This window comes from Mesorhizobium sp. M0898 (assembly GCF_040319695.1).
GTDB lineage: Bacteria > Pseudomonadota > Alphaproteobacteria > Rhizobiales > Rhizobiaceae > Mesorhizobium.
Map to the genome: position 1 here is coordinate 1 of NZ_JAMYOE010000002.1, position 12,688 is coordinate 12,688.

Genomic DNA, 12,688 nt, shown 5'->3' on the forward strand with positions numbered 1-12,688 from the left:
ACGGACGGCTCCCTTGTTTGAGATCTCAACGAACTCATTCTGGCACATCCGATGCCGTCGGGCGCCGTCCACCCCATCATGCCGTGACCTTAGCCGAAGGGTGCAGCGGAGCAGGATGCTGCACCGCTGCAGCGCTCTGATGTAGCGGCATGGATCCTGGGATCTGCGCCGCGTCGCTTCGCTCCTTGCTTCGCCCCAGGATGACGGCTGGAGAGATGTTCTGGCCAATCTCCGAGGTCTGCGCTTTCCACGTCGTAACAACAATCGGTTGCCTCTGGCCCATGGCCGGGTGGACCCTATACCTTCAGGATGGCCGCAACCACTGCGAGGAAGCCATGCGAAAACTGATCTCCACCGGTTCGCCCTTCGAGAAGACCGCCGGCTATTCGCGCGCCGTGGTGCAGGGCGACTGGTGTTTCGTGTCCGGAACGACCGGCTACGATTATGCGACCATGTCGATGCCGGAGACCGTAGAGGCACAAACGCGCAATTGCTTGGCGACGATCGCCAAGGCGCTCGGGGACGGCGGCTTCGAGATGGCCGATGTGGTGCGGGCACATTACTATATTACCGATGCGGCTTTCGTGGATGTGGTGTTCCCGATCCTCGGCGAGGTCTTTGGCGAGATCAGGCCGGCGGCAACGATGATCGTGTGTCAGCTCAACAAGCCGGAGATGAAGATCGAGATCGAGGTGACGGCGCTGCGGCGCACAGCCTGATGCCTGTCACGGTTGCGACAACGACACGGTTAGCACGAGGATCGGCCCATGGCGAAGGTCAGGCGCATCGTTGCAAACATAGACACGCAGGATATCGCGGCGGCAAAACCCTTCTATCAGGATGTGCTCGGCCTCGATCTCAAGATGGATATGGGCTGGATCGCTACCTATGGCTCGCAAGAGACGATGTCCGTGCAGGTCAGTTTCATGGCCGAAGGGGGATCAGGAACGCCGGTGCCGGACATCTCTATCGAAGTCGACGACGTCGATGCCGCGCTTGAAAGCATGAGGACGGCCGGCTTTGCCATCGAATACGGTCCGGCGGACGAACCCTGGGGTGTGCGGCGCTTCTTCGTACGCGACCCGTTCGGCAGGCTGGTCAATATCCTTTCGCATCTCTAGGCATTTTGTCTTGAGCATCGGAGTTTCCCAAAACCGGTTTCCACTTTTGGGTCCGATGCTCTGAACCGCAGGCTTGCGCGCCGGCCGCTTGGCGTTTAGCAAGGCCGCGGCTCACGACACAATCAGGACGGTTCCCCATGGCTTCGAAAAATCTTCTCCTGCTTGCCGGCGACGGCATCGGCCCCGAGGCGATGGCCGAGGTGAAGAAGCTGATTTCCGCCATGAACGACAAGCTCGGCAGCGATTTCGTCACCGATGAGGGCCTTGTCGGCGGCTGCGCCTACGACGCGCATGGCGCGGCGATTTCCGATGCCGACATGGCCAAGGCAATGGCGTCGGACGCGGTGCTGTTCGGCGCCGTCGGCGGGCCGAAATGGGATGCGGTGCCTTACGAGGTGCGCCCGGAGGCGGGTCTGCTGCGGCTGCGCAAGGACATGGAGTTGTTTGCCAATCTCAGGCCGGCAATCTGCTATCCGGCACTGGCGGCGTCCTCCTCGCTGAAGCAGGACGTGGTCGAGGGGCTCGATATCCTGATCGTGCGCGAGCTCACCGGCGGCGTCTATTTCGGCGAGCCTAAGCAGATCATCGACCTCGGCAACGGCCAGAAGCGCGGCATCGACACCCAAATATACGATACGTTCGAGATCGAGCGCATTTCGGGCGTTGCCTTCGAGTTGGCACGCACGCGCAAGAACCACGTCACCTCGATGGAAAAGCGCAATGTGATGAAGTCGGGTGTGCTGTGGAACGAGGTCGTCACCCAGACGCACAAGGCCAGGTATGCCGACGTCAAGCTCGATCACATGTTGGCCGATGCTGGCGGCATGCAGCTGGTGCGCTGGCCGAAGCAGTTCGACGTCATCGTCACCGATAATTTGTTCGGCGACATGCTGTCCGACATCGCCGCCATGCTGACCGGCTCGATCGGCATGCTGCCGTCGGCCTCGCTCGGCGCGCCGGATGCGAAGACAAAAAAGCGCAAGGCGCTCTACGAGCCGGTGCACGGCTCGGCGCCCGACATCGCCGGCAAGGGCATCGCCAATCCGATCGCCATGATCGCCTCCTTCGCCATGTGCATGCGCTATTCCTTCGGCATGGTTGAAGAGGCCGACCGGCTGGAAGGCGCGATCGCCGCCGTGCTCGATCAGGGCTTGCGCACCAGGGATATTCATTCGCCGGGGATGACCGAGGTCGGCACCGCTGAGATGGGCGACGCGATCATCGCCAAGTTCCTGGGCTGATCCCGTGTCGGTCGACGTCCGCTGGGCGACGACCGGGGATGCGGCGGCACTCGCCGCCATGCTTTGCGAAATGGCGGTGCATTACCGGCAGCCGCCACTCGACGCCAGCCAAGCTTTGTCGGCGGCACAGAAATGGCTTGGCGACGAAGGTCCGGCCTATCCGCATTTTGCGCTCGCCTTCGTCGATGGTGAAGTTTGCGGGCTGGCCTCCGTTGCGATCGCGCATCCCGGCATCGATCTCGAGCGGCTGCTGTTCCTCAAGGACCTATTCGTACGCAATGATGCCCGCAATGGCGGTGTCGGTCGAGCACTGATGGCATTCCTCGCCGGCCATTGCCTGCGCGAAGGCATCGGCCGCATCGATCTGACCACGGAGGACTGGAACGAAGGGGCGCTGCGCTTCTACGTCGGACTCGGAGCGGAGCGCCAGGGCCAGAAGGTCTTCCTCAGGCTTTCGAGCGAGGTGCTGAAGGCGATCGCTAAACCCTGACACCCGCCGGCACCGGACCCCACTTGTTCTCGCGCGGCTGGGTCGGGATCAGCGCAAAGATCAGGATGATCACGGTGCCGAAGGTCGGGATCAGGAAAAGCAGGAAGAGCCAGCCGGTCAGGCCGGTATCGTGCAGGCGACGCACGTTGAGCCCGAACCACGGCAGGGCTGTCGCCAGCAGGAAGAGACCGGAAAGGCCGACCGTCACTGCCGGCAATTCACTGTTGTCGAGATTGCCCATGGCGTCGTCGATAAAGACGCCGAGTCCTATGATCACGATCAGCGCGATCGTCCAGAACAGACAATAGCCCCAATACTCCTTGCGGCGGGCACGGCCGGCGAAGTTGAAGTAATTCTCGGTCAGACCCCACCAGAAGTAGCTCCACAGGCCAGCCGATTCGGCCGGACTTTGTTCAGCGGAACGGCCGAAATGTTGCGGCTGACGTGCCGCGGGCGCATTGCCGGCCTGAGTTGGGGCGGCGGTTGCAGTGGAGGCGTCGGCGGGCGCACTGGCAGGTTGGGCGCGGATCGAAAAAACATCGCGTGCCCGTCCGCCAGCCGGCTGGAATTCGACGGTCGTACCTCCGGCAACCGATGCTTCGCGGCGCAAATCTTCGCGCGCCAAAGTGTAGCGGTTGCCGTCGGCTCCGGTGATGAAGCCGAAACCCTGGTCTTCGTCGTAATGAAGAACTTCGCCGCGCATGTCCTGCCCACCCCCATTTCCCCGCCCCAGACTGTGCAAAGTTCCGGCAGACCGCAAGGGGCGTGCGGAAATGGAGAGTGCTGGCTATTTACCCCGGCCGTTTCTTCGATTTCTTGTGTTTCGCAGGTCCGCCTTCGAACTTCGCCTTGGCCGGTTTCCCGGCCCAGGGCTTCGCCTCGAATGCCGGGCGCTGGTCGGCCGGTGCGCGCTTCTCGAATTTGGGCGTGTTCTGATCGAAGGTGCGCTTGCCGCGGTGCGGCTTCTTGTCGGGTCGTGGTTCCTGGTAGCCGGCCCGCGACAAATCCGGCGTGCCATCCAGCCGCTTGACCGCAATGTTGCCCTGCAGCTTGCGGTCGGGGCCGATCGCAGCGAGGAAACGCTCGGCCCAGTCCGCCGCGATCTGCACGAAGGTTTCCTCCGGCTGCATCTTGATGGCGCCGATCTCGCGCTTAGAAATGCCGCCTGTCCGGCACAGCATCGGGATCAGCCAGCGTGGCTCGGCATTCTGCCGGCGTCCGACCGACAGCGAGAACCAGACGCTGTCGCCGAAATCGTCGCGGCGGCTCGGTGCCTCATCCCGGCGCGCAAATTTTTCGCCCGACGGCGTGAACGGTGCCACGTCGAGAAGATCTTCCGGCGCTGAGTGGCTGGAGCGGCACATCCGCACGAAGGCGGCGGCAACCCGTTCGGGCCCGTGCTGATCGAGAAGCGCCTCGACGAAGCCGCGCTCCTCATCCTTCATAGGCTCGCTGAAGACCGGATCAGCGAGAATGCGCTCATCGTCGCGCCGTATCACGTCGTCGGCCGACGGCGGGCTCGCCCAGGTTGCCGCAAGGCCGGCACTTTGCAGCAGCCGCTCGGTGCGCCTGCGGGCACTATTGGGCACGATCAGCGCGCTGACGCCCTTGCGTCCCGCACGACCCGTGCGTCCGCTTCGGTGCAGGAGCGTTTCCGGGTTGGTCGGCAGGTCGGCATGGATCACCAGCTCGAGATTGGGCAGGTCGATGCCGCGTGCCGCGACGTCGGTGGCGATGCAGACCTTGGCGCGGCCGTCGCGCATCGCCTGCAGCGCGTGGCTGCGCTCGTTCTGGCTAAGCTCGCCGGACAGCGCCACGACGGAAAAGTTGCGGTTGTTGAAGCGTGCCGTCAGATGGTTGACGGCGGCGCGCGTGTTGCAGAACACCAGCGCGTTCTTGGCCTCGTAATAGCGCAGCACGTTGATGATGGCGTTTTCGCGGTCCGCCTGGGCGACGCTCAGCGCCCGGTATTCGATGTCGAGATGCTGCTTTTCCTCGCCGGAGGCCGAGATGCGCACAGCATCGCGCTGGTAGCCCTTGGCCAGCGTGGCGATGGAGCGCGGCACGGTCGCGGAAAACATCAGCGTGCGGCGGTCGGCGGGCGCGGCATCGAGGATGAATTCCAGATCCTCGCGAAAGCCGAGATCGAGCATCTCGTCGGCCTCGTCGAGCACCACTGCCTTGAGCGCCGACATGTCGAGCGAATTGCGGGTGATGTGATCGCGCAGGCGGCCGGGCGTGCCCACGACGATATGGGCGCCGCGCTCCAGTGCGCGCCGTTCGGTGCGCATGTCCATGCCGCCGACGCAGGACGCCACCGTGGCGCCGGTCAGTTCGTAGAGCCATTCCAGCTCGCGCGTTACCTGCAGGGCCAACTCCCGCGTCGGCGCCACGGCCAGCGCCAGGGGTGCCGCCGCGTGGGAAAAGCGCTCCGCGCCATCGAGAAGGGTCGGCGCCAAAGCCAGACCGAAGGCGACGGTCTTGCCGGAGCCGGTCTGGGCCGAAACCAGCGCATCGGCCTGGCCAAGCTCGAGAACGGCGTTCTGCACCGGCGTCAGCTCGACATAGCCGCGTTTTTCCAGCGCCTTTGCCAGCGCGGGAACAATAGCTTCGAAGTTGGACATCTTGCTCTTTCGAAATTCGGATTCTGAATACCCGGCGACGGGTCAAATGTCGGCAAGCGCCCACAGACGGGCGCCACGAGCCAGACGATGCTCGTTCGTACTTGGTGCCGCCGTCATTGTACAGGGCGGGCGGGTCGGCCTGCTTGCGATTGACTCTAGACGTAAACCGCGTAAAAGCCGGCACCGAACGGGATAGTTTTCGATGCGCGGCCTTTTGATGGCGCTTTCTGCCTTCGACATCCCCGGCCCCAATGCGAACCATTGGGCCGGGCGCGTCGCTGCGTCTCCTCGTTCCAGCAAAATCACGTTCTTGCTCAAAAAAACCGGCAAAACGACCACCAAAACGGTCTGATTCCCTTGGCCTAACCACCCTCTCCCGGGTCCGGCCCGGGGGTTGAAACCCGCATCGGCCGGCGGGTTTTCTTCAGAAACCGAGCGGAGAGGGACAGGAGATTTCGATGAGTTTCAAGGTTGCGATCGTCGGCGCCACGGGCAATGTGGGCCGGGAAATGCTCAATATATTGGAGGAACGCGGCTTTCCGGTGAGCGAGGTGGTGGCGCTGGCCTCGCGGCGCAGCCAGGGCACGGAAGTGTCGTTCGGCGACCGCACGCTGAAGGTCAGGGCGCTCGACCAATATGATTTTTCCGACACCGACATCTGCATCATGTCGGCCGGCGGCAACGTCTCCAAGGAATGGTCGCCGAAGATCGGCAAGCAGGGCTGCGTCGTCATCGACAATTCGTCGGCCTTCCGCTACGACCAGGACGTGCCGCTGATCGTTCCGGAAGTGAACCCGGATGCGATCTCGCTGTTCACGCGCAAGAACATCATTGCCAACCCGAACTGCTCGACGGCGCAGCTGGTCGTGGCGCTGAAGCCGCTGCATGACGCGGCCACCATCAAGCGCGTCGTCGTCGCCACCTACCAGTCGGTCTCCGGCGCCGGCAAGGAAGGCATGGACGAATTGTTCACGCAGACGCGCGCGGTGTTTGTCGCAGACCAGGTCGACGTCAAGAAATTCACCAAGCGTATCGCCTTCAACGTCATCCCGCATATCGACGTCTTCCTCGACGACGGCTTCACCAAGGAAGAGTGGAAGATGGTGGCCGAGACCAAGAAGATGCTCGACCCGAAGATCAAGCTGACGGCGACCTGCGTGCGCGTGCCGGTGTTCATCGGCCATTCGGAAGCGGTCAACATCGAGTTCGAGAAGCCGATCACCGCCGATGAGGCGCGCGAGATCCTGCGCGAGGCGCCGGGCTGCCAGGTCATCGACAAGCGCGAGGACGGCGGCTATATCACGCCGCTGGAATCGGCCGGCGAGGACGCCACCTTCATCTCGCGCATCCGCGAGGACTCGACCATCGACAACGGCCTGTCGATGTGGATCGTCTCCGACAATCTGCGCAAGGGCGCGGCACTCAATGCGGTGCAGATCGCCGAGCTGCTGGTCGAGCGCGGGCTGATCCAGCCGAAGAAGAAGGCGGCATAGTTCGCTCACGGCCGTATCGCCGCTAGCGCGGCTGGCCTCCGCGGGGGCGCCGGACGACCGGCGGCCTGCGGTCGCAGACTCGGCCTTCGGCGGTTGTTTTGCTCACGGCCGTATCGCCGCTACGCGGCTGGCCTCCGCGGGGGCGCCGGAAGGCCGGCGGCCCGCAGTCGCGGGCTCGGCCTTCGGCCGTTTTGCGCCCTTCTCGCCGTTCACGGGGAGAAGGTTCCGGCAGGCGTATGAGGGGCAGCGCAGGCGTCTCAAATAGGCAGCAAGGCGCCGGCGTCACAGCCGGTTCTCCTCCGCTAGGTCCAACAGCAACTCCAGCGCCTCCGCCGCCCGGTCGGCGGGCACGAACAGATGATCGTGGTAGAAGGCCGAGACCGGATTGACGCCGATGCCGGCGGTGGCCAGCCGCGCGGTGATGGCGGCGAGGAAGCCGACCGCTTCCAGCGACGAATGGATGTTCAGCGTCAGCATCCGGCAGCGGAACACGTTTTTCAGTCCAGCGGCCTTGGCATGGTCTTCAAGCACGATCAGCGTCGTGCCCTCGCGCTCGCGAAATAGCATCACCGGGTGGAGCCTGTCGGGAGCGGGCGCATCGGGTGGCAACGTGGTGAAGACATGAACGCCGGCAAGCAATTCCGGCGTCATTGCCGCCAGCAACTGTTTCAGGTCGGTCTCTCCGGCCATCGGTTGCTTTTCGTTGTGCGATCAGGCGGCGGCTGCCGTCGAGCGTCGGAAGACACCCCTACGGATTTTCAATAACGCCCTCCATCTCACCTCGCAAGGTGGACTTGACCAGGTTCGTTGCCGGCTGAACTTGTACATCCGAGGTCGCCGTCCCCCGGAGTGAAAAAGAGCTGGAGGCGTGTCGGATCGCCGTCATGGGCCGCGTCCTTGGTTCGAGCTGGCGAAGGAGCCAGTGCTCACAACGACCGGAGGGAACATCAATGACCATGTCTCAGGCAGCACCCGTCTCACCGCGTGCCCTGTGGGCCGGCCGCGTGCTCAGCGCCGTCATCGTGCTGTTCATGATCTTCGACGGCGTCATCAAGCTACCGCCGCTGGAAATCGTCACCCAGACCATGGTGCAGCTCGGCTGGCCGGCCGATGCCAATGTCTCGCGCATGCTCGGCACCATTGGATTGGTCTCGACAGCGCTTTACGCGCTGCCACGCACCTCGGTGCTCGGCGCCATCCTGCTCACCGCTTATCTCGGCGGCGCCGTCGCCACGCATGTGCGTATCGGCAGCCCTTTGTTCTCGCACATACTGTTCGGCGTCTATCTCGGCGCCGTCCTCTGGGGTGGCCTGTATCTGCGCGATCCAAGGGTGCGCGCGTTGTTCCCGTTCAGCCAATAGCGGCGACATCGAAAGCCGTTCGATGGTGGCCACGCTGCCAGAGCGGGCGCGGTCTGCCGCCGCCTTTCTACTCTTTGGATCAAATTGAGCGCCGCCGGGCGGCAGCCGATCTTCTTCTTTGGATCAAATCGCCTGGTTGCGAGTTAGGGGGTGCAGCGGCGAGGACGGCACCCTGTTGGAGAGGAACGACAATGAAAAAGGTGATGATCTTGATGGCCCTGCTGGTGCCGCTCGGTGCCTGCTCCCGTACTGAGCAAGGCGCGGCAGTTGGTGGCCTGGGCGGTGCGGCGGTCGGCGCTGCTGTGGCCGGCAACCCGACCAAGGGCGCGGTGATCGGCGGTGCGGCCGGCGCTTTGGCCGGTGCGCTGATCGGCCGTGCCAGCGAAAGCGGCCAATGCCGTTATCGCGATCGTAACGGTCGTGTCTACGTTGCGAGTTGTCCGGAAGGCTATTGATCGGGCCGCATCATATGGATGCAATAGCAAAACGGCGGGCAGGGCCCGCCGTTTCGTGGTTGTGGAGATGATTTATTCGGCGCTGGCGGCTTCCGACTCGGCCGGCGCGGCTGCGGCGGCGGCAACGGCCGCGGCGGCATCTTCCTGCGCCTTCTTCAGCAAGGCTGCGCGCTCCTGCGCCTTCTTGCCGGGCTCGGCCTTCTTCGGGTTGGAGCGGGCTTCGCGCTTGGCGATGCCGGCTTCATCGAGGAAGCGCAGCACGCGGTCGGTCGGCTGGGCGCCATGCGACAGCCAATGCTTGACGCGCTCGGCGTCGACCTTGACGCGTTCGCCGTCCTTGGGCAGCAGCGGATTCCACGAGCCGAGCGACTCGATGAAACGGCCGTCGCGCGGCGAACGAGCGTCGGCGACGACGACATGGTAATAGGGACGCTTCTTCGAGCCCGCACGGGCCAATCGGATTTTCAGTGGCATTTCTTTTCTCCTAAAAGCTCTGATCTGGTTGATCGGTTGGTGGCTGGTCCTCAGCCGGTTTTCGTCACGCCGTTGGATGCGGCGATCTGCTCGTGATGGCGGATCACTTCGCGGACGACGAAGTTCAGGAATTTCTCCGCGAAATCCGGGTCGAGATGGGCGTCCTTCGCCAGTTGGCGAAGACGGGCGATCTGCTCCTGCTCGCGCGCCGGGTCGGCAGGCGGCAGGCCATGTTCCGCCTTCAGCACGCCGACTGCCTTGGTGCAGCGGAAGCGCTCGGCCAGCATGTGGATCAGCGCCGCGTCGATATTGTCAATAGAGGCGCGATAATTGGCCAGCGCCGCACGCGCGTCCGCCATGTCCTTCTCTTCGTTCATGGCGCCCTCACTTCTTCTTGCCGAGGCCATTCTTGCCAAGCATTGGCAGCCCGCCACCGCCCGGCAGGCCGGGAAGTTTCATGCCGCCGGGCAGCCCAGGCAGGCCACCGCCACCGGGAAGACCACCGGGCAGGCCCTTCATGCCGCCGAGCCCGGCGGCCTGGGCCTGCTTCTGCAAGGCGTCGAGCTGCTTGGGGTCCATCTTGGAGAGGTCCGGCATGCCGCCGCCCATCATGCCGCCTCCGGGACCGCCTGGGCCGCCAGGCATCATGCCGCCGAGCCCCATCTTGGAAGCGAGGCCGCCCATCATGCCGCGCATCAGGCCGCCGCCTTTGCCCTTGCCGCCCATCGCCTTCATCATGTCGGCCATGCCGCGATGCATCTTCAACAGTTTGTTGATTTCGGCCGCGTCGGTACCCGAGCCGGCGGCGATGCGCTTCTTGCGCGAGTGCTTCAGAATATCGGGGTTGGCGCGCTCGGCCTTGGTCATCGACGAGATGATGGCGAGCTGGCGACCGAACATCTTGTCGTCGAGCCCGGCGGCGGCCATCTGGTCCTTCATCTTGCCCATGCCGGGCATCATGCCCATGATGCCACCCATGCCACCCATTTTCGACATTTGCTGAAGCTGGCCGGCGAGGTCGTTCAGGTCGAACTTGCCCGACTGCATCTTCCTGGCCATCGCCGCCGCCTGCTCGGCGTCGATGTTCTCGGCCGCCTTTTCGACGAGGCTGACGATGTCGCCCATGCCGAGGATGCGGTCGGCGATGCGCTTGGGGTGGAATTCCTCCAGCGCGTCCATTTTTTCGCCGGTGCCGATCAGCTTGATCGGCTTGCCGGTGACGGCGCGCATCGAGAGCGCCGCACCACCGCGGCCGTCGCCGTCCATGCGGGTCAGCACGAGGCCGGTGATGCCGACGCGCTCGTCGAAGCTTTTCGCCAGATTGACGGCGTCCTGGCCGGTCAGCGAATCGGCGACCAGCAGGATCTCGTGCGGCGACGACATCTTCTTGATGTCGGCCATCTCGACCATCAACGGCTCGTCGATATGGGTGCGGCCGGCGGTATCGAGGATGACGACGTCATGGCCGCCGAGCTTGGCCGCCTGCACGGCGCGGCGGGCGATATCGACCGGCGTCTGACCGGCGACGATCGGCAATGTGGCGACCTTGACCTGCTCGCCGAGCTGGCGGAGCTGCTCTTGCGCGGCGGGACGCCGCGTGTCGAGCGAGGCCATCAAAACCTTCTTGTTTTGACGGTCGGCGAGGCGCCTGGCGATCTTGGCCGAGGTCGTCGTCTTGCCGGAACCCTGCAAGCCGATCATCATGATGACGACCGGAGCCGGTGCATTGAGGTCGATGGCGACGCCCTCGGCGCCGAGCATCTCGACCAGCTCGTCATGGACGATCTTGACGACCATCTGGCCGGGCTTGATCGACTTGACCACGGCGGCGCCGACGGCCTTCTCGCGCACCTTGTCGGTGAAGGAACGCACCACTTCCAGCGCCACGTCGGCCTCGAGCAACGCACGGCGCACCTCGCGCAGCGCCGCCGAGACATCAGCCTCCGACAAGGCGCCGCGGCCGGTGAGGCCGTTCAGGATCGAACCAAGACGTTCCTGTAGCGATTCAAACATTCTTTTTCCTTTTCCCTGGCACCCGGATGATGCCCGAGAGGTAATGCGTTCGCGCCAACTGTCCAAGCAAAAGCCGGTCCGGGCAAAGCCCAAAGCCAAAAAGCACCCGGGGGCGCACAGCGCTGCCGGGTGTTGGCCTCCGGGATCGATTTACAGCACTTCACCTCAAAGAGGTTTCGGCGTCCCGGTCGGTTTGCTCGGAGGAATACTCGTCGCGGAATTCGCGGCGTGTAGACAGGAAATCGGCCGCAGAGTCAAGCTTTGGTCAAGCTTTGCGTCAAATAGCTCAGGACGACCAGGCAATGCACATCAGCGCACGCTGCCGGCGCGCGCCATATCCGGCTCGACCTTCAGCGGTGAGCGCGGATGTAAAAGCAGCAGAACGGTCAACAGGCTGCTGACGATGCCGATCGAAGCGATGAGGACGGCGTCTGAAGTCGTCCAGCCCGCGGCTTCGAGCGGCTTGGCGTTGAACAGGGCGAAGGAATTATAGCTTTGCTGGTGCGAAATCAGCAGGAAGCCGGTCAGATTGTTGCCGAGATGGGCGCCAAAGCCGGCACCGAGATTGCCGGTTGCATAGACCAGAAGCGTCAGCAGCAGCGCAAAGGCAGCGATCGAGGCCAGCACGCAGGCATTGATGGCAGCGCTTGAACCTGGGCTCCAGTGCAGGGAGGTGAACAGCAATCCCGGCAGCAGCGCCCAGATGAAAGAGTTCTGGAACCGGCTCGCTAGGCCCCTGAGCAGATAACCGCGAAACAGCATCTCCTCCGACGAGGTCTGCAGAAAGGTCAGGGCGGCGATCGGGATCAGGAACAAAAGCCACGCGGACAGGCCGATCGCGCCGCGCGCGATGTCGGGCTGCAAACCATAAAGCAGGATCTCGGAAAGCAGCGAGGTGATCAGCACCGCGGTCAGTCCTTTCAGGAACCCCGACCAAGAAATGCGCCGGCTGACGCCAATCAGGGCTGTCAGCTTCTCTTGATGGATCCAGCGCATGGCAGCCCAAAGGCCGAGCCAGATTCCGGCAAATGAAGCCAGCGCCGCAAGGATGCCTGCAGGAGAGGCCATGAAATCCTGCACCGCTCCCCCACCTGGCGGGGCGGTGCCAGACGATGCCTGCCAAACGGCAAAGGCATAGGTGCCGCCGAACAGCACGGCGGCAGTGGTTCCGAGCCAGAACAGGATGACGACCACCGCTCCAAGCAGAAGCCGCGGCAAAGTGGTCTTGTTGTTGGCGGTGTGCCGGTACTGTTGGAAGGCGGTTGGGTCGATCGTCACGCGGGCTCGCTGGCTGGTGCTTCGGCTCGCAAGGTCTAGAACATCGGCCCCAATGTGGAAACCGGTATTGCAGCGGCAATGCCGGCTTGTGGCAATGTCGGGAGTGCGAGCGGCCGCCATTACAGGGCGACCGCCCTG

General features: G+C 63.8%; 15 protein-coding genes. 8 read left to right on the forward strand and 7 right to left on the reverse strand.

Going from position 1 to position 12,688, the window contains the following annotated elements; translation table 11 throughout:
• The first annotated feature begins 335 nt into the window (after positions 1–335).
• The 4 genes from NKH90_RS02990 to NKH90_RS03005 all read left to right on the forward strand — a co-directional run bounded on the left by NKH90_RS02990 (position 336) and on the right by NKH90_RS03005 (position 2,852).
• Positions 336–719 carry a RidA family protein gene (locus NKH90_RS02990; RefSeq protein ID WP_352450222.1) on the forward strand — a complete coding sequence of 128 codons (384 nt, stop codon included), beginning with the start codon at positions 336–338 and terminating at the stop codon, positions 717–719.
• 48 nt (positions 720–767) lie between these two features.
• Complete coding sequence (locus NKH90_RS02995; protein WP_352470852.1) at positions 768–1,121, forward strand: VOC family protein; 354 nt, start codon at positions 768–770, stop codon at positions 1,119–1,121.
• A gap of 137 nt (positions 1,122–1,258) precedes the next feature.
• Positions 1,259–2,362, forward strand: coding sequence for a 3-isopropylmalate dehydrogenase (gene leuB / locus NKH90_RS03000; protein WP_352817213.1), 1,104 nt, complete (start codon positions 1,259–1,261; stop codon positions 2,360–2,362).
• 4 nt (positions 2,363–2,366) lie between these two features.
• The gene (locus tag NKH90_RS03005; protein WP_352817216.1) at positions 2,367–2,852 is read left to right on the forward strand and encodes a GNAT family N-acetyltransferase; all 486 of its coding nucleotides are present in this window, start codon (positions 2,367–2,369) and stop codon (positions 2,850–2,852) included.
• Here the strand turns inward: NKH90_RS03005 and NKH90_RS03010 are convergent.
• Both NKH90_RS03010 and NKH90_RS03015 read right to left on the reverse strand, forming a co-directional pair.
• Positions 2,842–3,555: a DUF805 domain-containing protein gene (locus NKH90_RS03010; RefSeq protein ID WP_352817218.1), complete on the reverse strand. Its 714-nt coding sequence runs from the start codon at positions 3,553–3,555 to the stop codon at positions 2,842–2,844. The two genes, NKH90_RS03005 and NKH90_RS03010, sit on opposite strands and share 11 nt — an antisense overlap.
• An 88-nt stretch (positions 3,556–3,643) precedes the next feature.
• A complete protein-coding gene (locus tag NKH90_RS03015; protein WP_352615514.1) occupies positions 3,644–5,476 on the reverse strand; it encodes a DEAD/DEAH box helicase in 1,833 nt (610 codons plus the stop codon).
• A 202-nt stretch (positions 5,477–5,678) separates the two neighbouring features.
• Between NKH90_RS03015 and NKH90_RS03020 the strand changes: the two genes are divergently transcribed.
• Together NKH90_RS03020 and NKH90_RS03025 are read left to right on the forward strand one after the other, a co-directional pair.
• The gene (locus NKH90_RS03020) at positions 5,679–5,828 is read left to right on the forward strand and encodes a hypothetical protein (protein WP_352450216.1); all 150 of its coding nucleotides are present in this window, start codon (positions 5,679–5,681) and stop codon (positions 5,826–5,828) included.
• Between the two features lie 106 nt (positions 5,829–5,934).
• Positions 5,935–6,969 carry an aspartate-semialdehyde dehydrogenase gene (locus NKH90_RS03025; RefSeq protein WP_023680535.1) on the forward strand — a complete coding sequence of 345 codons (1,035 nt, stop codon included), beginning with the start codon at positions 5,935–5,937 and terminating at the stop codon, positions 6,967–6,969.
• Between the two features lie 282 nt (positions 6,970–7,251).
• Here NKH90_RS03025 and NKH90_RS03030 read toward each other — a convergent pair whose 3' ends face one another.
• On the reverse strand, positions 7,252–7,659 hold the full coding sequence (locus tag NKH90_RS03030) for an ACT domain-containing protein (protein ID WP_352817223.1): 408 nt from the start codon (positions 7,657–7,659) through the stop codon (positions 7,252–7,254).
• 260 nt (positions 7,660–7,919) lie between these two features.
• On the opposite strand from NKH90_RS03030, the gene NKH90_RS03035 reads away from it, so the two are divergent.
• Positions 7,920–8,330, forward strand: coding sequence for a DoxX family protein (locus tag NKH90_RS03035; protein ID WP_023680735.1), 411 nt, complete (start codon positions 7,920–7,922; stop codon positions 8,328–8,330).
• 191 nt (positions 8,331–8,521) lie between these two features.
• A complete protein-coding gene (locus tag NKH90_RS03040) occupies positions 8,522–8,785 on the forward strand; it encodes a YMGG-like glycine zipper-containing protein (RefSeq protein ID WP_023680734.1) in 264 nt (87 codons plus the stop codon).
• Positions 8,786–8,857: 72 nt separating this feature from the next.
• On the opposite strand, the gene rpsP is transcribed toward NKH90_RS03040, so the two are convergent.
• The 4 genes from rpsP to NKH90_RS03060 form a co-directional block, all read right to left on the reverse strand.
• Complete coding sequence (gene rpsP, locus NKH90_RS03045; RefSeq protein WP_352615509.1) at positions 8,858–9,259, reverse strand: 30S ribosomal protein S16; 402 nt, start codon at positions 9,257–9,259, stop codon at positions 8,858–8,860.
• A 50-nt stretch (positions 9,260–9,309) separates the two neighbouring features.
• Positions 9,310–9,636 (reverse strand): chorismate mutase, encoded by a 327-nt coding sequence (locus NKH90_RS03050; RefSeq protein ID WP_254817890.1) that lies wholly within the window; start codon positions 9,634–9,636, stop codon positions 9,310–9,312.
• Positions 9,637–9,643: 7 nt separating this feature from the next.
• A complete protein-coding gene (gene ffh / locus NKH90_RS03055) occupies positions 9,644–11,272 on the reverse strand; it encodes a signal recognition particle protein (protein ID WP_352817227.1) in 1,629 nt (542 codons plus the stop codon).
• 309 nt (positions 11,273–11,581) lie between these two features.
• Complete coding sequence (locus tag NKH90_RS03060; RefSeq protein ID WP_352685356.1) at positions 11,582–12,550, reverse strand: CPBP family intramembrane glutamic endopeptidase; 969 nt, start codon at positions 12,548–12,550, stop codon at positions 11,582–11,584.
• Positions 12,551–12,688: the final 138 nt, after the last annotated feature.